The organism is Niallia sp. Man26, from assembly GCF_022049065.2.
GTDB lineage: Bacteria > Bacillota > Bacilli > Bacillales > Cytobacillaceae > Niallia.
In genome coordinates this window covers 1182709-1208498 of record NZ_CP095744.1, presented here as the reverse complement: position 1 = coordinate 1208498, position 25790 = coordinate 1182709, and the positions used below count along the sequence as shown (strand labels likewise).

The following is a 25790-nucleotide window of genomic DNA, read 5'->3' as shown; positions in this document are numbered from 1 at the left end:
TCATATAATCCATCATTTATGCAGTTACTGCTTAAAAATAGAATTCATAATTTATATAGCAACTTTTGTGCCAACTAGTGTCGGACATTTTTTAAATTAAGATTAAATAAATACTAAAAAAAGTATAGAAAAGTGCAATTTAGGTTTTTAATGCCGACACAAACTTACAGATCTATGTCTTATTAAACTTGTGTCGATAAAAGACTTATAATTTTTTCTCCAACGGCTGACTCATTATTCATTCCAATAATTTCATCTGCAACAACCTTTAGTTTATTCGTTGCATTGCCCATCGCTATTCCAAGTCCGGCTAGTTGAATCATTTGCATATCATTTTCTTGGTCTCCAAACGCAACAATATCATTTGGGTCAATATTTAACTGTTGGCAAATTTTTAATAAGGAGCTTCCTTTATTAATTCCAAAATCCATCATTTCAATTAAATGGGTATCTGAAAACACAGGGTTAAAGTTTTCCTCGTTCATTAGTCTCTGTATGCGTTTTAAACGTTTACTATCATCACTGGCGAAAGCTACTTTCATGATTTTTGGAGTATCGGTTTGAAGAATCTCCATCATTTTTTTAAAGTCCATCTCAACAACATCACCACGCATCTTAAGAAAATCCTGTTTTGATTCTCCATTTCCAGTAAAGGGAATATGATAATTTCTATTTTCTGTATTGAATATAACCGTTGCTCCTTCTTGATATCCAACCTCTAATGATTTAACTAATGCTTCTTTTGGCAGCCTACTGCAGAAAAGGGTTTTATTAGACATTCCCTCCTTAACTAGAGCACCATTTAAAACAATTAAATATCCATCAATACCAAGATTATTAAATATATCTCTTGCAGATATCAAGCTTCTTCCTGTTGCTATAACTATCTTAATCCCACTTTTGTACGCTTCTTGGATTGCTTTCTTATTTTTTTCAGATACCTGTTTTTCATAATTTAAAAGGGTACCATCTAAATCAACTGCAACTAATTTCATTCATATCCCCCACTTACCGATATTTAATTAATTTCTCACTTTGATTTAAGCAAATCCCATGCCAATAAACGTCAAACAAAAAAGGAGTAGAGAAACTTTTCTCTACTCATCCAGAACAATATCATATAAATAATTTAATTCATCTAAACTTATTTTTATGTTATAAGCTAATTCAATGGGTTCTAATGCTTGTGAAATAATCTTAATTTGAGTTTCGCTATTTTCATTCTTGTTTTTGGAGCGGTATTCTAACCCCCCAGAATTTCTAATGGAGCGTTCAACTAGACCTGCAATATGAACATATAAAATTGCTTTCTTACTGTTTGATAATCTAACTAACAGTCGCCTTTCTAAGTCGTCCATAACATTATCTATATATGAAATTACTCTCTTAACATCAAGTATAGTAATAGCAGAAACTAATCGTTCAATAGAAAGATTTCTAACAAGAGCATCATTTATGGATTTTCTCACTTCCCCATCCTCTATAACAGAGAAAATTTCATTGATTTGTGCTTCCCCTTGTCCGGATATTAGATCCTCTAAAGCAATAAACTTAATTCCTTGTACTTCCGGATTAGCTGTACCTATTATGGCTTGAACATCATATTGCTTAAATAACGAATTGTCCTTCCCGTACTTTTTTATATAATTGTAATCAACTGCTTCCACCTTAAAGTTGATTTCTTTAGGAAGACTAGACTGTATAAATGTTTTTAATTGTTGAGCTGCTCCTAATCCTGTGTGACAAACCGTGATAATTAATGGATTCTTATCCATAACTGGGTATGCAATTTCATAAGACATAGGTAATCCAGTTGTCACCTTTTCCCCAATCACTTCAATATCCATTTCTTTACGCAGCATTTCACCCACAATTAAAGCTTGTTGAGTAGTAACATTGTTAATCATCAAAATGGGACCATTTGTATATTCAACAAGGGTTTTGCTTAAAACTGTTAATGATCCCATATCCACTAATACAACTAAACCCTTGCTACAATCATGGGTACTTAAGTACCTTTCCATATATTCTCTAGTCTTATCTATCGACACATTAAAAGGCATATCAAAAGCATCAAAAACATGAAAATCTAAAAATCGGTTTACTACGTCAGCAATACTGCTAGCTGTAGAAAAACCATGAGCTAAAATAACTCCATGCATATCAGGCTGTTTTATTTCTAGGTTTAAGCTTTTTAGATATAGTACTAGTAAGACTTTCTCTTCCTCTTCTAGAGTAACATCCAACTTTGTTTCAATTAATTCCAATAAGGCATTCAAAAGTTTAGTTTCAACTAAGAATTGTTTAACAGTAAATTGATAAAGTTTATGCACTAAGTTCTTATCGATAAGTGGAAATTCCATAGCAAAGTGACTTCTTCTATACATATAATTGGATAGTGCAATAATTGAGTTCCCACTAATTTTTACAAAATGATTACTTTCTAGAAAGCCAACCAATTCCTTAATGGTATTCTTTAAAAAATAAAATGAAGAATTTTGTTCCTTTTGTTCATTATTCACCAATATCTCAATAATTGTATTAGCTTCCCTAGCTAGTTGCTGAATTAAGAAATCTTTATTAAGTTTTCCTCTTTCAAACTCCTCAAACAAACGATCATATATCTTAAAGATATTACGTATTAAACGAGTTTCGTTACTTGTTTGATTAATAAAATCATGCACTAAACTAGTTGGCAAAATAGTAATTTCTTTATTTTCTACCGTATCTATTTCTTTAATACTTAAAAATTTTGATAAAAGTTTATTATCTAGAGCATCTGAATTAAGAACAATTACCTCTTTATTCGGATTTCTGCTGTACGCACTTGCACATATTAGCTTAATCATGTTTTTTAACTCACCAACATTATCCTCATACGATAAAGAGAGCAGACGGTTCATTATCCAAGATGTAACTACTAACTTTTTATTTAACTTTTTACTTTCTTTAATTAGAAACGTATAAATGAATTCTGAGAGTTCTTGCTTTGTTCTTTGATCAAGATTAGGAATATTAATAGTTATTGGAATTCGCCTTAAAAAAGTTCTTAGGAAATTTTCTTTAATATTCTCGGTCGTGGCAAAGATTAATCGTACTTTAGATGAACGTTCTTTATTATTTTCACCTATTCGCTGAAACGTGCCTTTATCAATAAAAGTAAATAGTTTTTCCTGACTTTCAGGACCTAAGCGATGGCATTCATCAAGAAATAATATACCGCCATCTGCTGCCTCAAGGAGCCCTACGTGATTTTCATTTGCTCCAGTAAACGCTCCTTTGCTATATCCAAAAAGAATACTGCTTAAAAGTTCTTGATTATGATAGTATTGAGCACAATTCAATTCCAAAAAGGGTGCATCTGAATCTACTAGTCCTTTTTGTTGGCAATATTCAAATGTCATCTTCGCCAATAAACTCTTTCCAACACCTGTATCCCCATATAGCATAAAGGGAAGACCCGTTCCTGGGTAATATATAGAAGATTTAATCTGATCAATAGCTGGCTTCAAGCTGTTGTTGGCCCCAATGAATGAATTAAATGGATCAGGTGCAGCTTCCATTTTATTTATATACTGCTCATCAATCAGCAATTGAAAATTATCATAGATATCTTTTTTTGGAGTGAAGAACTTTTGGGAAAAAATTTCCCTATCAAAAAAATAGGCTGGTCTAGATTTTACTTTTAGAGCTCTCTTCTCTTTTACAAGCTCATTTAAATATTGACTTGCTGTATTCCTCTGTATTCCTACATATTCTGAAATTCCTTCTGCGGTCAATATTTCAACAGGATCAATAGCGTTAAGCTCTTCAGTATGTAATATTAGCGCTTTCAAAATTTTCGATTTTGACATGTAATCGCCTCCAATTAATATTATAATCTATTTTTCGACACTTTCAACTAGAAGGGAATTCTGTCGTGTTTAAGTAGTTTGCTATTTGTCAGCTTAAAAATTCACTTAGTGTTGTAAAGCAAGTGATAGAGGCTACTTAAAATAAAATGAATCTTTGGTACATTAACCAAAGATTCATAAAATAAAAAATGATAAAAATTATTGTCTATAATCACACTTTATTCTAATAGTTACATAGTAAGAATAGTTATTGCTCCTTTCTAGTTCCCTCTATTCTAATTTCCGAATAAGAAGAGATTGAGGCTGCTGGAGAATCAACTTGAAATTTAATATATCTAAAAGCTTCGTTAACTAAATCGGCTTTTACAGGTATTCTTTCCAGCGCATCTGTTTTTGTTGTCATACTTTCAGTTAAAAGTGTCCAATTCACTCCATCATTAGAACCATAAACATTTGTACCTTGTGTTCTGTTAGTAAAACCTCTTCTTGCTTGTAATGAAAAGGATTTCGCCGCAATTCTATATTCAGACCCAAAATCAAAAATGATAGGTGCTCTCAAATCACCACTATGAGTAGCTGTGTCGTCATCCAATAACTTTACAATATTATCTTTATTCATTGTGGTAACAGACGATATTATAGAATCATAGGCATAATAATTAAAGGTTCCGTCTTCTAATTTTGGGTTTAATAGCTCTAAATTAGCTATATCAGTAACCAAGTTATTTAATGCCGTTAAGATATCAACCGTATTCGCATTTCCCTCTATTAAACTTTCCACAACTTCTTTATTATCTGTAAACTTTTGATAGCTACTATTTGTATACACTTGGTTTTCATCAAAGGTAGACAAAACTTGTTCATACGCTTGATCTTTACTACTTGAGACTACTAATTGAATTGTTATTGCGTTCATCACTTGGCCATTATCAACTATTACTGTAACTTTAATCGGTTCATTTGTTTCTATTTCTGGTGTCCATTTTATCGTTCCGTCCTGGTTGATAATCATTCCTTTTGGAGGATTCACAAGACTTAAACTGCTATTATCCCCGCTCATATTAATCAGTTTTCTTTCAAATGGCACGTTTTTAATAAGGTAAAATGTTTGATTATTATTTTCAGTAAATGTTGGGACATTTACATTGTTAATATATTCGAGTTTATCAAAGTCTACTTGAACATCTGTATTGGAAATAACCGAATAAAAGTCTAAATTCTCCAGCTGTCTAGCTGTTCTTGAGATTTGCTTATTACTATTAGTTGTATAAGTAATGTTTTCCCATTCCCCGTTTGTATTCGGTATATAGACTTCTTGGTATGCTTCATCGTAATAATTATTCCCGCTTATTAATAATTTAGCTTCTCCAGTTGAGCGTATACGTAGCGATAAATAGTCATTGCCATCTCCCCTTTTCTTTATTAAAGATGGTAATGCTATCTGATTTCCTCCACGAATTGTTTTTGTATCTACTGGAAATAAAGCGTCATAATTTGTTTCTTTAATCTCTTTTTGGGTTTTAGCCGACTTAACTCGAATGTAAGTAGAATTACCTTCTTTTACAGGATAAGCTAGATTGTTATCTAGCATAGCTGCTCTTTCACCAAATGAAACAGCTGGACTATCTTTAATCTGTGAAGGAATAGATAGACTAGAATCCTCGTTTCGTTCGGATGGGATAGATAACCAATACTCGCTACCAATCTCTGTCATTTTATTATCACTAAGACTTCCCCAAAAATTTGTTTTAGTCGTTCCATTATAGAAAATTGGAGAAGTTAAATTTTTAGCCATAAAAGAAATTTGAGGCGCACGTTTCTCTAGTTGTTCGTTTGACATTCCTTCTTGATATCGGTAAGCATCATATAGTTCACTCATACTAAAATATAACCCAGTACGCCCACGATATGCTTCAGAGACCGGACCCTGAAAATCTTGATCTCCTAATTCTGTCCATGGAATCGTGTATCCACCCATATAACTATATAGTTGATCAGCACCGTCCAATATACGCTGATCTAAAAAGGCATAAGGGGTTTGGGCATTTTCCGCTTGAGATACTGTTCCCTTTGTTGGATCAATTTTTGTTTTTTGTTGTGTCAATATACGAGCTATGCCCGTAAAATTGATCACATCCCCAGACCCGTGTGCTTGATCACGCCCCATCTCCAAATGTTGAATATACGACTTACCTGTAGGGTTTTGAGGATGATTGCTTTCAATTAAATGAAATTGATTTTGCAGAGCCCCATTAATATCTGGCTTTTCTGTTGTAGAATTAACCATTGCCCATTCTACTGCCTCTTCATATCTCCCTTTATCATTTTTAAATATATACCCAGCCATAGCTCCGATTACAGGGTATGTATGCTGATTTAAATATCTATAATTTGAATATAAAAATGTGTTAATTACTGGATCAATAAGATTTTTTGTTAGTTTATTCGTATCTTCTTCTGTCCATAAGAGGTTATAATTCTCTATATTATTTTGTTCATCATTATATACTTCATTTACAACAGTTGTATATTTTAACAGTTCGGCTGCACTAACCATATAATAGAATGGTGTGCCAACATGAATATGAGCATCACCGTAGTATTCATATTCATTTGGGTCCATATTCTCCCATATTCGAACAAGTCTTATTGCATTATATCTATATTGGCTTTCCCCCGTTAAATAATACAATACTGCCTGGGTATAAGCTCTGAAACCATCGTTGCTTAAATTTACATTTCTAGAGGAATTCTTGAAGGTAGAGTCCTTTGGTGTATCAATTGTTCCATCTTTTAAGTTTGTCGATTCAAACACAAGAGACGCATACTTGGTTTCCTTCATCGCTTTGTAATAACTCTTCCAAGGGTCATTTCCTTGAATTAGCTCTTTACGAGTATTTTCTAATTTTTCTGGATCGACACTAATTCCTGGATGAACAAATCCATCTTTCTCCTCAATAATCAAATCAATATTTTCATTGATATTCAAATCATTTTCCATTGAGTTCGCTTTAGTTCCCCCTGTTAGCTGCACTCCAATGACTATTAAAAAAGTAACAAATGGTATAATTATTCTCTTCATATTAAAAACTCCCTTCTTCCCTTTCTTTCTGTTTTCTTATATAAACCTTAAAATTATTCCACCTCCCAACCGTTTTGTAAGCGATATCACACTATTTATTGAAGCAAATTCTAAGCCAATTTATGTCGGTCCTTTAGCAAGTTTTATTTTTGACATAGTATTATTCCTATTAATAGCACCAACTATATAAAAGTGTCTTACGTCTAAAACACTCTTAATATACCTTTGACATGTCAACGATATAATCGGAATCATCTTAAATATAATTTAGAAAATAAACTATTTTTAGTTACAAAGTAATAAAAATACATAATTATCCATCTCAATTAATAGGACTAAAGTTTGGTTAATTTAGAAAATCGTTTCCTTATTTGATCTACAATTCGTTATTACTTATCCACCCATCTCCCTTTATTTAACCAGTTATTTTCACCCTCTTTTTAATTCATTAGGTTATTTATAAAATTCGAAAGGTCTTGAACATAATAACTAAATTTCAACATCCTTTTCACAGACAAACTTTTCTTTTTCTTGAATTCGTTTTCAGATACAGATATAATGAACAATAGTTTCCAAATAATAAACTCTATTTCTAAATAAGAAATAAATGAATCGTATATCGGAGGTCTAAAATGAATAAAGCGAATACTTTAAGTGTTTTGACAGATTGCGGGGTGGTTGCTGTTATCCGAGCTGATACACCTAAAGAAGCAGTTAAGACGTCTTCGGCATGTGTAGAGGGCGGAATTAATGGTATAGAAGTGACATTCACTGTCCAGGACGCAGAAAAAGCGATTAGAGAGCTTGTCGATAGCTACCAACATAATCAGGATGTAGTGATTGGTGCAGGCACAGTCTTGGATGCCCATACAGCAAGATTAGCGATTATTGCTGGTGCGCAATTTATAGTCAGTCCTTGCTTTGACAAGGAAACTGCTAAACTATGCAACTTGTATCAAATCCCTTATATGCCTGGCTGCATGACAGTAACAGAAATAAAGCAGGCCCTTGAATATGGTGCAGACATCATCAAGCTGTTTCCAGGCAGCGCTTTTGGACCAGATTTTGTAAAGGCACTAAAAGCACCTCTTCCACATGTGAATATTATGCCGACAGGCGGTGTAAGCTTGGAAAATATTCATGAGTGGATTGGAAACGGCTGTGCTGCTGTTGGTGTAGGCGGCAACTTGGTAGCACCTGCTAAAGAGGGCAACTTCGAGCAAGTAACCGCCTATGCAAGGCAGTATGTCGAAAAGGTCAAGGAAGCAAGAGGAATAGTACAATGACGAAGGTTGTCACATTAGGAGAAATCATGCTGCGGCTTTCCACAAGTCCAGGCGAACTTTTAACTTCTGCAGATACACTTCAAATGCATTATGGAGGCGGCGAAGCGAATGTCGCTATTGCTCTCTCAGGTTACGGGCATGATACATATTTCGTCAGCAAAGTTCCAGATAATGCGTTAGGACGAGGAGTTCAGCGGCATCTTTTGGTTAATGGTGTGTCAAAAGCATACTTGCTGCAAGGCGGTGAACGGTTAGGCACTTATTATTTGGAAACAGGCATTGGCGAACGGAGTCCGCGAGTAACTTATGACAGGAAGCATTCTAGTTTTGCCAATCTTTCTGCTAGTGAGTTAAACTTCGAGGAAATCCTTGACAGAGCATCGTTATTCCATGTTTCTGGCATAACATTAGCGCTGTCACAAAATTTAAGAGAATTAACTTTGGAAGCTTTAAAGACGGCCAAAAGGAAAGGCATTAAAACCAGCTTCGATTTTAATTACAGAGCAACACTTTGGAGTCAAGAAGAGGCTGCAGCAGCCATTCTGCCAATCTTGCACTATGTGGATATTTGTTCATGCGGAGAATTGGACGCCATATTTCTTCTTGGCATCAAGAAAGCTGATTATAATCTTTCAAAAGAGGAAAGGCTTGTGTATTACTACCAGAAAATTAACAAGATGTTTCCGAATTTGAAGGTAATGTTATCCACATTCCGAAACAATATTTCAGCTTCAAGAAACGAACTGCAAGGAAATCTTTATGTAAATGGGACGCTCTATCAGTCGAAAGTCCATGATATTCAGCCGATAGTGGACAGGGTTGGAGGCGGAGACGCATTTGCAGCTGGGATTTTACACGGACTGTTAGAGAAAATGGATTATGAAAAGACAGTAACATTCGCAGCTGCGGCATCTGCTTTAAAACACACAGTCCTTGGCGACTGCGGCCAATTTACGAAAGAGGAAGTTCATAGATTCATAGAATCAGGCTCGGGAAGAATTTCCCGCTAATACTATTTTTCTTAAATGATTAATAAAAACATTTTAAGGAGCGATTAAAAATGACAGAATTAGATACTCGTTATGCTATTCACCCTGAGGACATGAAAAAATATACGACGGAAGACTTGAGAAACCATTTTCTCGTTGAGACTATCTTCACACCAGACCAAGTCTGTCTAACTTATACTCATAATGACCGAATGATTTTTGGCGGAGTAACTCCAGCGCGATCAGACTTAACTATTACACTTGATAAAGAACTAGGAGTCGAATATTTCTTAGAGCGCCGTGAGCTTGGGATCATTAATATTGGCGGTAATGGATCTGTCACGTTAGATGGAGAAGTATATGACATGCATAAAAGAGATGGTCTGTATGTCGGTAAAGGAACTAGAGAAGTTATTTTCCGTTCAGATGATCCGGAAAATCCAGCGAAATTTTATATCAATTCAACACCTGCTCATCATAAATATCCAACTGTTAAAATTGATATTAATAAAATCGATCCTCTGCAAGCGGGAGAACCTGGAACCCTTAACGAACGCCGAATCTATCAATACGTGCACCCGAATGTTTGCGAAAGTTGCCAGCTGCAAATGGGCTTGACGATGCTGTCACCAGGAAGTGTTTGGAATACGATGCCATGCCATACACATGAAAGAAGAATGGAAGTATACCTGTATTTTGATATGGAACCACAGACTCGTGTATTCCATTTTATGGGGCAGCCTTCAGAAACAAGACATTTAGTTATGAGTAATGAGCAAGCAGCTATTTCGCCGAGCTGGTCCATCCATACTGGAACAGCAACAAGCAATTATACATTTATTTGGGGAATGTGTGGGGAAAACATTACGTATACCGATATGGACCATGTAAAAATGGAAGATTTGCGCTAACACAAAAACAGACAATATATTGGAGGAAATGATTATGACAACTCAATTTGATCAATTTACTTTAGATTATTTTATGCTAGTCGGAAAAGTAGCTATTGTAACAGGGGGAAATACTGGTTTAGGACAGGGCTATGCAGTGGCTCTTGCTAAAGCAGGTGCAGATTTATTCATCGTTACACATAATGATGACTGGGACGAAACAAAAGAAATGCTTGAGAAGGAAGGCAGAAAAGTAGTATTTCATAAGGCAGACTTGACAGATCGCGAACAAGCAAAAGCGTCCATTCAAGCATGTCAAGAAGCATTCGGAAAAGTTGATATACTAGTCAATAATGCAGGAACCATTAGACGTGCTCCTTTGCTTGAGTATTCTGAAGAAGATTGGGATGCAGTTATGGATATTAACTTAAATGCTGTTTACTTTTTGAGCCAAGCTGCAGCAAAAATTATGAAGGAACAAGGCAGTGGGAAAATTATCAATGTTGCGTCCATGCTGTCATTCCAAGGAGGCAAGTTCGTTCCGCCTTACACAGCAAGCAAACATGGAGTTGCCGGCATTACGAAAGCCTTTGCTAATGAGCTTGCTGAGTATAACATTCAAATTAATGCTATCGCTCCAGGCTATATCAAAACAGCCAATACAGCACCAATTCGGGCTGATGAAAAGCGAAATGCGGAAATCTTATCGCGCATACCTGCTAATCGCTGGGCAGATCCAGCAGATTTGATGGGCGTTATCGTTTTCTTGGCAAGCAAAGCTTCCGACTATATGAACGGCCATATATTAGCAGTTGATGGCGGTTGGTTAGCAAGATAATCTATTCAGTATAGATCATCCCTTGTTCTATACTGAATGAAAAAAGTGAATTCAGACATAGAATTCACTTTTTTCAATTTATTTTATATATACTCGGTCATACTTGTATTCCTAGCATATATTGAGGTTTACCATGCAATACTTTCAATTTCCTCTCCCCATATTTTTCACCTTAAATTCAATATAACCCATAAGCACTTGATTTTTCATGGTATATTTCATAATTTTCCCCATTTCCAAATAGAAGCAAGTTATACAACTTGGGCTTCATGGATAAAAATTAATCTACTCTGGTTTCATTATTATGCCTAACTTGTTAAGTGCTTCTTATACCTTTACAACTTATATACACTATCAATTTCTTTGTGCTTATCAAATGATAGGTTGAAATGAAAACATTTGAAATAAGGATAAATTTCAGATTATCTTACCAATAGAGTAACTTTAACTACTTAGGATTTGTATGAAATAGCAAGAATTAAATTAGATATACTCTCTGTTAGGTAATACTAATATTGGTTCCTTTATAAGTGATAAATCACACATACTTAGTTTTCGAATACTTCTTATTTCTTCACCATAATAACCGCATCTTTTTAATGTATCTCTAGCTGTCCTTTCATCATTTGCAATTAAAATAACGGTTCTATCCGTTGTAGTAATTAAAAAAAACTTCTTCATTTTTTCAGTTCCTTCTAGTTATATAGACTTTTCTTCTCATAAAACGAATAAATAAGATTTATAAAGCTTTTGAGATAGCACTATTAAACCTTTCGGGATTAAAAGGCTTCACAATAAAGTCTATTGCTCCTTCTTTAAGTGCTTCTAATACCTTTTCCTTTTGTCCCATGGAAGAACAAATAATTATTTTGGCATCTTTTCTATATTTTTTAATCTCTTTTAAAGCTTCAATACCTGTCATTTCAGGCATTACTATATCCATTATTGTTAAATCAGGTTTTAAGTAGATAAATTGTTTAATTACTTCTCGACCATTTGATGCCTCTCCTACTACCTCATGTCCTAATTTTGTAACCATCTCTTTTATTTGCATTCGCATAAAAGCTGCATCATCTGTGACCAAAACTTTAGCCAATATTACCTCTCCATTTCAAGTGTGTATATTTATTTGCAGTAATTTAGTTTTAATTTCTTAGAAATAGCGTTACACAAGGATTCCTTATAGTTATTTTCATTTAATAAACAATTGCTGTAACATACAACAAATTCCTCCTCTCAAATGATAGTTAAATTGCACGGTAGGTTTCTAGTGAATTAAAAGTTATCTACCCCCATATTTTCAGAATGTCTTAACTCTAAGGTGTTTTAATATTTGACACGTCAATGGAGTTAGTATAGTTTCATGGACACAATTTAATTAAGTCCTTACAATTATTTTGAGAGGATGTGTCCGAATTGGAACGTAAACCTGCAGGCAAAAAATATAACGATGATTTTAAGAAAACGATTGTGGATTTGTATCATTCCGGCAGCCCGGTTAAAGAATTAAGCAGCGAATATGGCGTATCAGAAGTAACTATTTATAAATGGGTGAAAGACTTTACCCCTATTGGTTCAGAAAAAGAGGCGCTTACACCAAAAGAGTTAGCCGAGATTCAGAAAGAAAACCTTCGGTTAAAACAGGAGGTAGAAATCCTAAAAAAGGCTATGGCCATATTCGCGAAAAAGTAACCGAATCAGAGCTCTTCGATTTTATCGAAGAACACAAGGATCAATATCCCGTCCAGAAACTGTGCGAAGTACTGGCCGTGCCAAGAAGCAGCTACTATGGATCCCTTGAAAAAACGACGTCAAAACGTGAACTGGAAAACCAGGAACTCACGCAGGAAATCCAACAGATTCACCTGGAAAGTAAGGCGCGTTATGGCGCACCGAAAATCCATTGGTAATCTTTTAAAAAGAGACTTCTCTACCTGCACGATCAATGAGAAATGGGTGGCGGATATTACGTATATTCCTACGGTAAAAGACGGCTGGTGCTATCTGGCCTCAGTATTGGATCTGCATTCGAAAAAAATTGTTGGCTATTCTTTTTCTCGTTTTATGACTTCGGAATTAGTGATTGAAGCACTTCAAAACGCCTGTTTTTCTCAGAAGCCCCGAAAGGGCTTAATTCTTCATACCGATCTTGGCTCACAATAAACCAGCAGTGAGTTTACTCAGCATGTCCAAAAATACGGAATCAGGCAGTCTTTCAGTCAGAAAGGCTGTCCTTATGACAATGCCTGTATAGAGTCATTTCACGCTATATTAAAGAAAGAAGAAGTCTATCATACCCAATACACAGACTACCGGGTAGCGAAGCTGGCCATGTTTCAGTTTATAGAGGGCTGGTACAACAGAAACAGAATTCACAGCAGCATCGGCTATCAAACACCTCAAGCTATGGAGGATCAGATTAGAAGAACTGCTTAATACTTAACTTTTTTGTGTCCAAATTATTGACTCAAATCCATACTATTAAGTTATGAAGCTATGACAATAATAATTTTTTTGGTGAATTCAACTGAAGAATGCATATTTCTAATTTAATAAAAAGACTTACCTTTATTTCTTCTTAAATAAAAAATCCCGTTTTAAATTTCGGGATTTTAATTAAAAGGAATATTATTTTCGTTATTTTCTGAGTGATTATATTTTATGAATATTTTTTGCCCCTTTTTTAATAATTTATTATTACATTCTTCTTGCCATTTCTTCAATAATATTTCTTTGAATATAAAAGCTTGCTCAACCATTTCCATTTGTTCTTTCCAATGTAACATATTAAATTCCTCTAATTTAATTAACCATAAAATTTTTTGAAGCTTCTCTGTAGTCAACCTCTTATAATTCCTTGTGGGTAACACAGCCCTACGATAAAGACGACTTTTTATCAAAAAATGTAATTCTAGTTTTCTTATCCTGTCTAAGGTGATTAAACTTCCATTGTTTTTATAAGCTTTTTCTATAATATCTTTAGGTAATTCTGGATTTACTAGAAAACTATTTAAATCTGTCAGTGAAATGCCTACTTGTCTAGAAATTTCAAGTAAGCCTAGTCCCTTTTCAATTAGCTTATGAAGTAAGAAGTGCTTATCTAACCAGCTAGCTTGATCGTGGAACATTTTTCTTAAAAGCTTAATCCTTTGAGATGTTATATTAGAGTATTCTTGTTCGATAACAGAAATATTCTTATCTTTTTTCTTTTCTAAAATCATCTCATAGGCCCTATATTCGGTATAACCTGAAATAAGCCAATATTTTTCTTCATTTGGTTCCTTTTCCACTACTAAATAATTAGGAAGATTTTCTCCCAACTCTAATAGTTTAATTCTTCTTTTCAGAGCTTTATCTGATACCGATTGTATGTATATGGGCACGATTAAGTTAAAATCAATATTTTTTAGGGATATTCGGTTTATATTCATACCTAGCCCCCTGAATCCATTTTACTCATATATATGTAAAAGCTAATTCGTCCTATTACAAGCTATTTTTATGATTAACCCTTGAGGAAAGAGAATATGTAAAATACAAAAAAATCGTGTTTCTACATTAATATATATTTTTAAACTATAACTTGTAAGTCCCTTAAAAACGATTAAATTTTTTACATTGTTTTGAACGCGTAGTATTTTATAGTTAATAACTACTTCAACTTAATATAGGGATACTGCCATGTTGGTTACATAATATAAAATACTTTTTGCCTAGTTCTCTTTATTCAACTAAAGCCCCCATTAGCTTAAGTACATTTCTTCACAAACTCTTCCTTTTTTATTCATTTATTATGTGAATACTGCTACTAATGCGACATAATTAAAGAGACTTTTCTTTTAAAGAAAAGCCCTTTTTGTTCATATTGTTAAAGTTTAATTAATCATTCATCGCTTCAGAAATTTTGAATTTGTCCCATTCATTTTCTGGAATGATCCTATTGAAGTAATCAATTGGTTCAACTTTATGTCCTTTAACTTTAAATGTAATAATCTCTTGCAGGTAAGGAGGATTATGAGGACCTTCAAAGCTCACCACTTGAACTTTTACTTCAACTGTCCCACCGTCATCTTGTTTTACTTCTAATATTTTTTCGTTGCCCCTAAACCAATCACTTCCAATCACTGAAAGGATTTGTTCATTCAACAAATTTATTAACTCTTCGTCCCCAATGGTCTCCGGTAACTCTATAGCAATTGGATACGTGGGTGTATTTATTAATAACATTATAAAAACTATTAAGGATGTAATTTTCCTATTCATTGAACCACCTCAGTGGTATTATGTGTGCTGAATTACCTTTTTATTTGTTTTTTTATACAGTCCCTTTGTGACACTATTCTGCCTGATAGCTACATAAAAAAAGGACTTCCATTATTAAATGGAGAGAACCAGTTAGCTTATAGTTAAACTTTTTTTACCATTCGAACTTGTTTTAAGATATGTCCATCAAACTCTACATCAGATTCTTTAACTATTTCGAACCCTTTAGCTTCATAAAAGTTCATGCCAACCTTATTATCTTTTTCGACATTTATATAAATCTCCTTTATACCTATTAATTCTTTAACAGCCTGTTGTATTAAAGCACTACCTATCCCTTTTCCTTGGAATTCTGGATGAAGATAAATAGCCGCCAATTCAACCTTTCCACCTACCTTTACTGTGGAATAGTTTGCAAAACCGACAATTTCACCCTCAACTTCTGCAACATAAATAATAGACCGTTCTATACGTTGTTTCATACTTTTATCACTGTAATTTAATTTTAAGAAGTTATTTTGTACTTCTATTGGAATAATGCCCTCATATGTTGCATTCCAAGTTGTTTTCGCTATACTTTGAACTTTTTTTGTATCATCGTAGTGCATCTTACGAATGGTAATATTCATATAAAGCCCTCCTTTTAAATATGGTTAGTTCTTCTTCAACAAAACTGCCTCGTTTCTACTGTAGAGACGATTTTTCGTATTTATCAAGAATTTAACCATGCTATAGAATAATTTAGAAAAGATGATTTTAAGAATCAGTATTTAATTCTTTCGTAAGTGAGCTTAATGCAGCCATTACTTCCTGGATATTTTCTCTGGTATTCATTTCGTTTCTGGCGTGAAGTAAGATTGGTCTAACTGATTCAATTGATCGCCCAAAATTATACATCCATTCGTATCGTGGTACCATCCAAGTATGAAAATGGTGTGTTGTATCTTCATTGTAAAAGTAATAAATATACTCGATTCCTAATACATTTCTTTGAGCGCGTCTTATTCTTGATAAAGTATTTATATAATCAAACTGTTCATCCTCTGTTAGTTCGTCCAGACATTTAATATGGCGTTTAGAAGCTAATATAATTAAACCCTTAATCGGATAAGCCACATCTTGGTGTGCGTGAAAATATTTAGTCTCCAGAACAGTACCTCCATCGGGTTTAATCAACCCATTTGTTAATGCGCAACTTAAACATTCAACTTCAACTGTTGTACCATTAGATAAGGTTATTTCCCTCACCAAAACTTCCCCCTAAAGATTATTATTTTTCTCTACCACACATACCTTACTGTGAAAATATTGCTCTAATATTCCAAACATCGTTTTACATTTGATTTCCATGAAATACTTTTAAAATAAATTCCTAGATGTTTTACGAAGCTTTTCTGCTTCCTTAATACTATCAATTAACCAGTTAGTAGCATTTGAATGGTTAAATATCTCCTCTGTTGTCATCCAATAAACCTGATCTACTTCATCTGGACTTTTTATATACGGCTCACCTTCTTCAAACTCACAAAGGAAAACAATATCAACAACTTCACCAACATTTTCTATTTCAAAGGAAGTATTTCTTACATAAATTATTTTATCTTTTACTTTAACACCTACCTCTTCATATAACTCCCTTCTTAATGTTCTTTCTAGTAAGTTAATTGAGTTACCCTCCTTTTCAACTGTTCCACCTACCATGGAGAGAAGTCCTCCCGCATGGTCTTCCTTTAGACTTCGTTGAATAATTAAATACTTATCCCCTCTATATACTGCTCCTTCTACATTTATATAAAACAATGTTACCACCCCTTTTGGTTTATTATGGTAACTACTTTCTATGAATAACTATAGAATTCCTTCTTCAACAAAACTGCCCTGTTTGTGTCACAAGAAGAGTTCTTCTTTTATTACAGGAATGCTGAAAATTTTCTTTAATAAGAAAAACAACAGTAGCGATTCCGAAGATGTTGTGTTCACCACTCTCTCCATGGTTCTGTAATGTCTTCATAGGATTGTAAACCAGCTATATTGGCTGCTTGAATAATATACTCACACAGCTCTTCTCTCTCCATTGTCTCAATAAAATTATCATTTTTTTCATTTAATTCATTTATACTGATTACAACATCTTTAACAAAATGCATTATTTCTTTCTTTTTAGGATTAACTCCAAGTTTTATTAGGTTGTTAATATATGCATCAAGAACCTTATCGGTAGATTCAATATTTTCTGGATTAAATATCTCATCTCCATCCGCCATTCTACTTGTCCACTCATATGTAGGTTTGGTTAAATCCTGAAGTTTTCCACCTGAAATCTGCTTTGTTTTAAGTTTCTGTTTCGTATAATGAACGTACTCAATTCCGTTACAAACTGTTAAATTTTCATCTAAGATATTTGTATCAGGGAACACTAGACTTTTCAGTTTAGTTAATTTAGGTACAAAGCTAAGGGATTGTATATCACCACAGGATATTATTTTAAGATCTTCAAGTTTCTTTAAATTTTGAATAGGAGAAAAATCCTCTATTTTTTTACAATTCTCAAAAGACAATTCGTAAACTGGAGCAATTAAATTTTTCAATGCTGTTATATCAGCTAATGTTCTTAGGTAGTACAATCCCAGGCTCTTTAAATTTACTAATTCTTCAATACCATCAAGTGTGTGGAGGTTTGATTGTGTCAAGCTAAGTTCATTTAAACTTATCAAGTTTTTAAGTTCATTAAGACTCTTTGATTTAGGTTTATAACCCCACAATGCAACCTTTTTTAATTTATTTAACTCATTAATTCCTATGGTGTTTTTCGGTAATGTACCATATAATTCTTCTAAGTCTTTTATCTCGTGTATTCTGAATTCTACTTTTGTAGTGGTTTCATTAATTGCCAACACTCTTAATTTTTTCAACTCAAAAATACCACCTACGTCTTTCACAAAATGATTATTTACCGACAGCTTTTCAATATCTGGGCAATCACTCAGGAAATTTAAATCATAACAATCAAAGTCCTCTATATCTACGTTCGTTACATTAAACTCATTAATATAATTAATACTTTCTTTTATTGCACTAAATTCGTTTATAATTACCGTATCTCCGTTTGAATTCCTTTTTACACAAACATTTCCTATTTTTAAAGTTGGCATAAATACCTCCATATTAACAAGTTATCTTATTTAGGTTAGCTTATATAAGTTTATTTCTATATTTAGTGTGATTTTCCTTGTTAAACTAAACTCCCTCAATAAACAAACACTTATCTCTTAAATACGCAGTTTTTCTCCATATTACTACCTAACTTGTTTAACTTTACAGATTTAGTTATAGAGAAAAGAACACAATCAAGCTGTTTACGAAAAAAATGAGCACAAGAAACCAGCCAACCTTCGGTTTATTTCAAAAAGTTGGATAAATTGGTATGTACGCACCAATGGATGTCCACATCTCTTACGGGGGTCTACCCTCCCAAGTCTCACAGAGTCTACGCTCCTACATTCCTTCGTTCAACCTTTCCATAAGGTGGATGTCGGTCATGCTGCCCTACAGGATCATGTCCTTACGTTAGTTCCGTTGCCGACTAATCCCATGCTGATTTTGTCTGTTCATCTGTTCAAATCTATTTGTTAAAAGTTTAGTTTAATAGAGATTAAGCTGCTACTGGTTCTTGGATAAATGCATGCATATGAGGGATGTCCTTCAACATCTTCTCCTCTTGAAACACAAACTGTTTCTTACCAATAGAGAAGAGTATACGGATGAGCTTATTACACAAAGCAATTAAAGACTGCATCTTTTTCAACGGATTGTCAGGTCTCGTTGTGTAGTAATGATGTAAGGCTTTAAAGGCTTTGTTCTTGGCTACTAGAATCATAGATGCCCGGAATAACAATGCTCGTAATTTCTTTCGACCACGTTTAGTTATTCTGGTCCTCCCTTTATGCTTACCTGATGTATTTTCTTTTAAGCTGAGTCCTGCCAGTTTGGTTATCTGACGGGGATGATTGTATTCACTCAAATCGCCTACCTCAGCGAAGAAACCCGCCACTGTATCGCGCCCAATTCCTGTTATCTCTAACATTTGATCAACGCCTGGAATATCTTGAAGCAGAGTATCCAGAGTTTGATCAAGCTCTTCGAACTTGGCTTGAATGAGTTCATACTTTTGGATTAAGGTTCTTAATTCCATTTTAGCCATCATGGCACCCTGTCGGATGCCAATCGAGCGATTGGCTACTTCTTTTAAGGCTTGAATCTTCTTAATCCCTATACTACGTTTCACTGCTTGCCTAAGGTATTCAAGTAATTCTTCTTCTGTATATCTAACCAATTCTTCCGGTAATGCTTCAAGCTTTAATAAATGAAGAGCTGCCTTCCCTTCCCAACTTTTAAAAACGGTAAAAAACTCTGGAAAGTATCGATCAATCCAGTTGTGTACCTGTCCCTGCACAATTTGTAAGTCTACATTTAATAAATCGCGTAATTTTTTAGCCACACGCAGTTCCGCGAAAACTCCTTGTGGTATCGTTGGTTCGGCGTATCTACCATCTTTGACTAGTTGTGCAATGACTTTTGCGTCTTTTACATCGTTTTTAGTTGGAGAGTTATCGTCTAGCTCCTTACTGTGCTTGACGTGTAAAGGATTGACCGTGACGAACTTAATCTGTTCCTCCTTTAGAATATGAGCTAAATTAAGCCAATAATGGCCTGTAGGCTCCATTCCAGTAATGACAGACTCCATTTCGCATGACTCTTTTATTTGATTAACCCAATCAATAAATGTCTTAAATCCTTCTTGGGTATTATCAAAAAAGCAAGTAGTACCTAGTTCTATTCCACGATAATCCTGCGCTCTAGCTACATGATGATGTTTGGCAATATCAATACCTATTACTAAAGTTTTAGGTGTGATTTGAGCTATTTTATGATTTTGGTTATAATTCATAGTGAGACCTCCGAGTAGATATTTTGTCCCTTTTAGCTGGCCAGCTGAGGACACATTTATCTTATCAAGAGGTCTTTTTTCTTTCAAATCGCATTTTCACTTATTACAGGAATGCTGCCCTTTTAGCGACATAAGAATAGGGCACCTTATATTTAAGGAAAGCCCCCGTAGTTGAACAAGAAAGAAATTATTTGGATTTATGATATATTATCTCAGGATCCCCTTCATCTAAATTTTCAATTAACCCACTTTGTAAGAATCCACTTGCTTTAAAAACTTCTTGCATCGTTTGATTTGATTTATTGGTTGAAGAGAAAATTTTCTTTGTTGGCGAAATGTTTATAAAATATTCAATAAGCGATGTAGCGTATCCTTTACGCCTTTCAGTTGGACTAACAATTATGAGTGAAATGAAGCTACAACCAAAGAAATTGGTATCAAATATTAAATAACCAACTATAAGATTCTTATCATTAGCAACTATACATCTCTCTTCTTTAATAGCTTTCCTAATGGACTCACATCTGCTTTTGTTACCGATTACTAGTTCATCAATTTTCACTATATCATCTAAATTAATTAATTGAGCCATTTCTAAGGATTTCATAATGTAGTCTCCTTAACTTTTAAATAAATAAATAAATTCGATACTAAATAAAACAAATCCTTCTTATGCAAACCTGCCATTATAGTTTCAAAAGAATCCCATAAAGAAAGGAACTACCGTAGTAGTCCCTTTCTTAGTAAAACTATTTACCTAAAAATCCACCTTCACACCTAATTGTTTGGCCTGTTAGCCAATAAGAATCACCACTGGCTAGAAATGTTATTACTTTTGCTGCGTCTTCAGGCTTCCCTATACGGCCAGTAGGAAACTGAGGTAGTAAATAATCCTTTATATCTTCATTAATCCATCCAGAATCAGTTGGTCCGGGATTAATGGAATTAACTGTAATTCCATTAGGTGCAAGTGCTACGGATAATGGCTCTGTTATCGCAATAATCATTCCTTTTGTAGCAATGTACGCTAAATTATTGGGATCTGGCCCACCAGAAACAAGATTTATTATTCGACCATCTTTTTTATTCACAAATACTTTTTCATATCTTTTAGCAAACTCAACTGATAACATCAGTGTACCGCTATTATTTACTTTATAATGTTTATCCAACATTTTTGTATTCAAGTTACGAAAATTTGATGGAGATTCATAGGTTGCATTATTAACTAAAATACAAGCCGTTCCAAGAGTTTCTTCAACTACTTCTAACAGTTTTGTTGGAGATTCATCTAAGCTCAAATCTAATGGTATATGTTCTGATCTTACCCCAAAACTTTTTATCTTTTCACTTAGAATGGTTGGGAAACCGACTTCTAATCCATTGCCCTCTTTCTCATCAAATTTAGACCAATGCGTAAAGAATATATCCGCACCTGCTTTGGCAAGAGAGAGACAAATAGCTGCCCCAATACCAGTTGATCGACTTGCTCCAGTTACTATAGCTACCTTTCCATTTAAAGGCTTCATGTTTATCCTCCTTTTAATGAGGACGCACTTAAAGAGATGAGTATTCAGTTATATAGCACGTCCTAATGCTTTTAAAAAATGACACACTTCTCCCGTTTGGGGAATAAGGATTTTAAATTTTTAAAAAGTCATAGGATAGTTGCCATCATAATTCTCCTTTTATCATCTCTAATAAGATAATAACATTCTATATTGCATTTGGGAATCTTTGTTAAACTAACCTCCCTCAATAAACAAACACTTATCTCTTAAATACGCAGTTTTTCTCCATATTACTACCTAACTTGTTTAACTTTACAGATTTAGTTATAGAGAAAAGAACACAATCAAGCTGTTTACGAAAAAAATGAGCACAAGAAACCAGCCAACCTTCGGTTTATTTCAAAAAGTTGGATAAATTGGTATGTACGCACCAATGGATGTCCACATCTCTTACGGGGGTCTACCCTCCCAAGTCTCACAGAGTCTACGCTCCTACATTCCTTCGTTCAACCTTTCCATAAGGTGGATGTCGGTCATGCTGCCCTACAGGATCATGTCCTTACGTTAGTTCCGTTGCCGACTAATCCCATGCTGATTTTGTCTGTTCATCTGTTCAAATCTATTTGTTAAAAGTTTAGTTTAATAGAGATTAAGCTGCTACTGGTTCTTGGATAAATGCATGCATATGAGGGATGTCCTTCAACATCTTCTCCTCTTGAAACACAAACTGTTTCTTACCAATAGAGAAGAGTATACGGATGAGCTTATTACACAAAGCAATTAAAGACTGCATCTTTTTCAACGGATTGTCAGGTCTCGTTGTGTAGTAATGATGTAAGGCTTTAAAGGCTTTGTTCTTGGCTACTAGAATCATAGATGCCCGGAATAACAATGCTCGTAATTTCTTTCGACCACGTTTAGTTATTCTGGTCCTCCCTTTATGCTTACCTGATGTATTTTCTTTTAAGCTGAGTCCTGCCAGTTTGGTTATCTGACGGGGATGATTGTATTCACTCAAATCGCCTACCTCAGCGAAGAAACCCGCCACTGTATCGCGCCCAATTCCTGTTATCTCTAACATTTGATCAACGCCTGGAATATCTTGAAGCAGAGTATCCAGAGTTTGATCAAGCTCTTCGAACTTGGCTTGAATGAGTTCATACTTTTGGATTAAGGTTCTTAATTCCATTTTAGCCATCATGGCACCCTGTCGGATGCCAATCGAGCGATTGGCTACTTCTTTTAAGGCTTGAATCTTCTTAATCCCTATACTACGTTTCACTGCTTGCCTAAGGTATTCAAGTAATTCTTCTTCTGTATATCTAACCAATTCTTCCGGTAATGCTTCAAGCTTTAATAAATGAAGAGCTGCCTTCCCTTCCCAACTTTTAAAAACGGTAAAAAACTCTGGAAAGTATCGATCAATCCAGTTGTGTACCTGTCCCTGCACAATTTGTAAGTCTACATTTAATAAATCGCGTAATTTTTTAGCCACACGCAGTTCCGCGAAAACTCCTTGTGGTATCGTTGGTTCGGCGTATCTACCATCTTTGACTAGTTGTGCAATGACTTTTGCGTCTTTTACATCGTTTTTAGTTGGAGAGTTATCGTCTAGCTCCTTACTGTGCTTGACGTGTAAAGGATTGACCGTGACGAACTTAATCTGTTCCTCCTTTAGAATATGAGCTAAATTAAGCCAATAATGGCCTGTAGGCTCCATTCCAGTAATGACAGACTCCATTTCGCATGACTCTTTTATTTGATTAACCCAATCAATAAATGTCTTAAATCCTTCTTGGGTATTATCAAAAAAGCAAGTAGTACCTAGTTCTATTCCACGATAATCCTGCGCTCTAGCTACATGATGATGTTTGGCAATATCAATACCTATTACTAAAGTTTTAGGTGTGATTTGAGCTATTTTATGATTTTGGTTATAATTCATAGTGAGACCTCCGAGTAGATATTTTGTCCCTTTTAGCTGGCCAGCTGAGGACACATTTATCTTATCAAGAGGTCTTTTTTCTTTCAAATCGCATTTTCACTTATTACAGGAATGCTGCCCTGTTTCTTCCATAAGCCTTTATTACAATGCTATCTGGTTATTACCCCCTATTTATTGAAATGTTTATAATGTACATTTACTAAAATAAAGTAAGTTACAGATGAGCTAAATATAAATAAAAGAAACTCTTTTATCTTCCTTTTCCCCATCAATAACTCTTTATTATAGAAAAGTTGCATATCCTCATTTACGGAAACTGGAATGGTAAAGATTGATATGATTAATCCAACAACAGTAAAAATTCCGTATATATTTAACACAGTTCTAATTGTTATCTTCCTTTTTTTATATAATTCAACTTCTTGGGAAGTTTGAGTATTTATATTCAAACTGCTTCCCTCCATTTTTTGTTTTAGTATATAAGTAACTATACGACTAAATACAAAAAAGGTTGCTTACTTCTTAAATTAAAACTGCTTTAGTTTCTGCCATAGACACGATTTTTCTTATATATCAGCTTTTATTCCTTAATTATAGAATGTTTCAATACAGGTAGGGAAAGTTATAAAAGGTTTGATTGGAATTTGTTCTTTCCACGTTAACCCCTCACTATCTCAGTGGGGGGGTTCTTTTCTTAATTTAATGGTATTTAGCTATCAGTAAATAATAAGATGGTAACACTTCCTTATTACCTAAAAATCATGTATAGAACTTTATTGTTAGTAGAAAATAAATATATTCCTTCCAACTATGTCAGCCTCCACATTTTTTTGGGGAGGTATTTACTCTGCTCGTATAATAGCTGGTATCGCGAGATACACAAATCTAAAAGGAGTTCTAAGGATGTTTGTAACTATAACCAGAATTTTAATCATTTTAGTCTCATGGTGTAGCCTTTTATTAGTCCCCAAGAAATCCTTTTTTAGGTTCCTACCTGTCACTCTATTTTCAACGATATTTCTATTAGTAGAAACATTTCTCTCCTTGAAATTCAAATGGTGGAAAGTTAAGGGAGGAATTCATGGAATGATTAACAGTGCCTTTACTTTTATCTTCGGTCCTTACTTTGTAGGAAATATACTGATTTTCCATTTCACATATAAGAAATTTTGGTTATATGCAATTATTAATGCCATAATGGATATTCTACTTGCTATACCACTTAATAATTTTTTTGAAAAGCATGGATTCTATAAACTGAAGAAAGTAAACAAAGTTTTCTTATTTGTTTCTGCTTACCTTTATGCTATGTGTAATTACGGATTTCAAAAAATACTAGATAAAAACACCATGATAGAAGGTAAAAAGGGTTAGCCTTTTTACCTTGTCACAAACATTCAATAAAAAGTGTTTGAACAAGTGCCATTTAATGTAGGACGGACTATTCTTAAAAGACTGCTTAGTTGCCCAGAAAGTTATATTAAATTTATAACTTTGTGAAAAATTACACTTACACTATCCTGCCATTATTGTGACATAAAAAGACTTCAATTTACGGTTTTTCGTTATATATGACCTGTCACTTTAAAATAATTTTTAAATTTGTATCAATCCATAATTTCCTCACGTATAATCCTTATTCAATTGCAGACAATACTTATAAAAAAAGGATGATATTATGAGGATAATCTTCTTATCTTTCTTCATCATTTGCTCTTTTAACTCTTTAGCATTTGCAAACTCTATGGCAGAAAATATCCCTCAATTTAAGAAGTCCTCCTTAAGTGAGTCTGCCTTTTTAAGGTTTCTTGGCCCTACTATATTGAAAATAATGGAGGAAAAGGGTGATTTACAGCTTTTTACGGAAGAAAAAATAGAATCAATTCTTTATCACCCCCAGGAAGACTCATATGATGTAACATTACATGTTGTTGGATTCGAAGGGCCACTTAATCCACCTTATAATAACATTCGAATGACTATCCGCATTCCTGGAGAAAGAAGTCGAGTCTATGATGTAATCTCCTACCAGAACCATTTGCCTGAATAGTGTATCAGCTATTAATTCTATTTCCCTACTAACGTAAAACCTTTCTTACTAATGTTAGATAAAGCAAAAATTCTTATCAACTACAACTGATGTGATGCCCATATAAAAAGAACTGTAAATCACCTACAGTTCTT

Annotated in this window: 22 protein-coding genes and 1 pseudogene; 7 read left to right on the top strand and 16 right to left on the bottom strand. The window is 34.1% G+C overall.

Going from position 1 to position 25790, the window contains the following annotated elements; all coding sequences use genetic code 11:
* Window positions 1–182 precede the first annotated feature (182 nt).
* The 3 genes from L8T27_RS25545 to L8T27_RS25535 all read right to left on the bottom strand — a co-directional run bounded on the left by L8T27_RS25545 (window position 183) and on the right by L8T27_RS25535 (window position 6936).
* Window positions 183–995 carry a Cof-type HAD-IIB family hydrolase gene (locus L8T27_RS25545; protein ID WP_237943879.1) on the bottom strand — a complete coding sequence of 271 codons (813 nt, stop codon included), beginning with the start codon at window positions 993–995 and terminating at the stop codon, window positions 183–185.
* 102 nt (window positions 996–1097) lie between these two features.
* A complete protein-coding gene (locus L8T27_RS25540) occupies window positions 1098–3854 on the bottom strand; it encodes a sigma 54-interacting transcriptional regulator (protein ID WP_237943877.1) in 2757 nt (918 codons plus the stop codon).
* Between the two features lie 247 nt (window positions 3855–4101).
* Window positions 4102–6936, bottom strand: coding sequence for a discoidin domain-containing protein (locus L8T27_RS25535; protein WP_237943867.1), 2835 nt, complete (start codon window positions 6934–6936; stop codon window positions 4102–4104).
* Window positions 6937–7568: 632 nt separating this feature from the next.
* Between L8T27_RS25535 and L8T27_RS25530 the strand changes: the two genes are divergently transcribed.
* Genes L8T27_RS25530 through kduD form a run of 4 tightly spaced genes read left to right on the top strand, consistent with a single transcriptional unit; the run spans window position 7569 to window position 10939 of the window.
* Window positions 7569–8222: a bifunctional 4-hydroxy-2-oxoglutarate aldolase/2-dehydro-3-deoxy-phosphogluconate aldolase gene (locus L8T27_RS25530; RefSeq protein WP_237943865.1), complete on the top strand. Its 654-nt coding sequence runs from the start codon at window positions 7569–7571 to the stop codon at window positions 8220–8222.
* Window positions 8219–9232 (top strand): sugar kinase, encoded by a 1014-nt coding sequence (locus tag L8T27_RS25525; RefSeq protein WP_237943863.1) that lies wholly within the window; start codon window positions 8219–8221, stop codon window positions 9230–9232. The genes L8T27_RS25530 and L8T27_RS25525 overlap by 4 nt, the downstream gene beginning before the upstream one ends.
* A 50-nt stretch (window positions 9233–9282) precedes the next feature.
* Entirely contained in the window at window positions 9283–10122 is an 840-nt protein-coding gene (gene kduI / locus L8T27_RS25520; RefSeq protein ID WP_237943861.1) for a 5-dehydro-4-deoxy-D-glucuronate isomerase, read from the top strand.
* A 34-nt stretch (window positions 10123–10156) separates the two neighbouring features.
* Window positions 10157–10939 (top strand): 2-dehydro-3-deoxy-D-gluconate 5-dehydrogenase KduD, encoded by a 783-nt coding sequence (kduD, locus tag L8T27_RS25515; RefSeq protein WP_237943858.1) that lies wholly within the window; start codon window positions 10157–10159, stop codon window positions 10937–10939.
* 483 nt (window positions 10940–11422) lie between these two features.
* On the opposite strand, the gene L8T27_RS25510 is transcribed toward kduD, so the two are convergent.
* Window positions 11423–11620: a hypothetical protein gene (locus L8T27_RS25510; protein WP_237943848.1), complete on the bottom strand. Its 198-nt coding sequence runs from the start codon at window positions 11618–11620 to the stop codon at window positions 11423–11425.
* Between the two features lie 58 nt (window positions 11621–11678).
* Window positions 11679–12035 (bottom strand): response regulator, encoded by a 357-nt coding sequence (locus L8T27_RS25505; protein WP_282581452.1) that lies wholly within the window; start codon window positions 12033–12035, stop codon window positions 11679–11681.
* A gap of 320 nt (window positions 12036–12355) precedes the next feature.
* Between L8T27_RS25505 and L8T27_RS25500 the strand changes: the two are divergent.
* Window positions 12356–13375, top strand: a pseudogene (locus tag L8T27_RS25500) (IS3 family transposase).
* Window positions 13376–13551: 176 nt separating this feature from the next.
* Here the strand turns inward: L8T27_RS25500 and L8T27_RS25495 are convergent.
* The 11 genes from L8T27_RS25495 to L8T27_RS25445 form a co-directional block, all read right to left on the bottom strand.
* A complete protein-coding gene (locus tag L8T27_RS25495) occupies window positions 13552–14370 on the bottom strand; it encodes a hypothetical protein (RefSeq protein ID WP_237943847.1) in 819 nt (272 codons plus the stop codon).
* Between the two features lie 448 nt (window positions 14371–14818).
* Complete coding sequence (locus L8T27_RS25490; RefSeq protein ID WP_237943845.1) at window positions 14819–15202, bottom strand: DUF3888 domain-containing protein; 384 nt, start codon at window positions 15200–15202, stop codon at window positions 14819–14821.
* 143 nt (window positions 15203–15345) lie between these two features.
* Window positions 15346–15831 (bottom strand): GNAT family N-acetyltransferase, encoded by a 486-nt coding sequence (locus L8T27_RS25485; protein WP_237943842.1) that lies wholly within the window; start codon window positions 15829–15831, stop codon window positions 15346–15348.
* Between the two features lie 127 nt (window positions 15832–15958).
* Window positions 15959–16450 carry an HIT family protein gene (locus L8T27_RS25480; protein WP_237943841.1) on the bottom strand — a complete coding sequence of 164 codons (492 nt, stop codon included), beginning with the start codon at window positions 16448–16450 and terminating at the stop codon, window positions 15959–15961.
* 111 nt (window positions 16451–16561) lie between these two features.
* Window positions 16562–17002 (bottom strand): NUDIX hydrolase, encoded by a 441-nt coding sequence (locus tag L8T27_RS25475; protein ID WP_237943839.1) that lies wholly within the window; start codon window positions 17000–17002, stop codon window positions 16562–16564.
* 176 nt (window positions 17003–17178) lie between these two features.
* Window positions 17179–17466 (bottom strand): hypothetical protein, encoded by a 288-nt coding sequence (locus tag L8T27_RS25470; protein ID WP_237944208.1) that lies wholly within the window; start codon window positions 17464–17466, stop codon window positions 17179–17181.
* Window positions 17467–18854: 1388 nt separating this feature from the next.
* Entirely contained in the window at window positions 18855–20150 is a 1296-nt protein-coding gene (locus L8T27_RS25465) for an IS110 family RNA-guided transposase (RefSeq protein ID WP_237944207.1), read from the bottom strand.
* Between the two features lie 187 nt (window positions 20151–20337).
* On the bottom strand, window positions 20338–20757 hold the full coding sequence (locus tag L8T27_RS25460) for a GNAT family N-acetyltransferase (RefSeq protein WP_237943837.1): 420 nt from the start codon (window positions 20755–20757) through the stop codon (window positions 20338–20340).
* Window positions 20758–20899: 142 nt separating this feature from the next.
* Entirely contained in the window at window positions 20900–21679 is a 780-nt protein-coding gene (locus tag L8T27_RS25455) for an SDR family oxidoreductase (RefSeq protein ID WP_237943834.1), read from the bottom strand.
* A gap of 631 nt (window positions 21680–22310) precedes the next feature.
* Window positions 22311–23606: an IS110 family RNA-guided transposase gene (locus L8T27_RS25450; protein ID WP_237944207.1), complete on the bottom strand. Its 1296-nt coding sequence runs from the start codon at window positions 23604–23606 to the stop codon at window positions 22311–22313.
* Window positions 23607–23773: 167 nt separating this feature from the next.
* Window positions 23774–24055 (bottom strand): hypothetical protein, encoded by a 282-nt coding sequence (locus L8T27_RS25445; protein ID WP_237943833.1) that lies wholly within the window; start codon window positions 24053–24055, stop codon window positions 23774–23776.
* A 637-nt stretch (window positions 24056–24692) separates the two neighbouring features.
* Here L8T27_RS25445 and L8T27_RS25440 point away from each other — a divergent pair.
* Both L8T27_RS25440 and L8T27_RS25435 read left to right on the top strand, forming a co-directional pair.
* On the top strand, window positions 24693–24980 hold the full coding sequence (locus tag L8T27_RS25440) for a hypothetical protein (RefSeq protein WP_237943831.1): 288 nt from the start codon (window positions 24693–24695) through the stop codon (window positions 24978–24980).
* Window positions 24981–25284: 304 nt separating this feature from the next.
* Window positions 25285–25656 (top strand): DUF3888 domain-containing protein, encoded by a 372-nt coding sequence (locus L8T27_RS25435; RefSeq protein ID WP_237943829.1) that lies wholly within the window; start codon window positions 25285–25287, stop codon window positions 25654–25656.
* The last annotated feature ends 134 nt before the right edge of the window (window positions 25657–25790 follow it).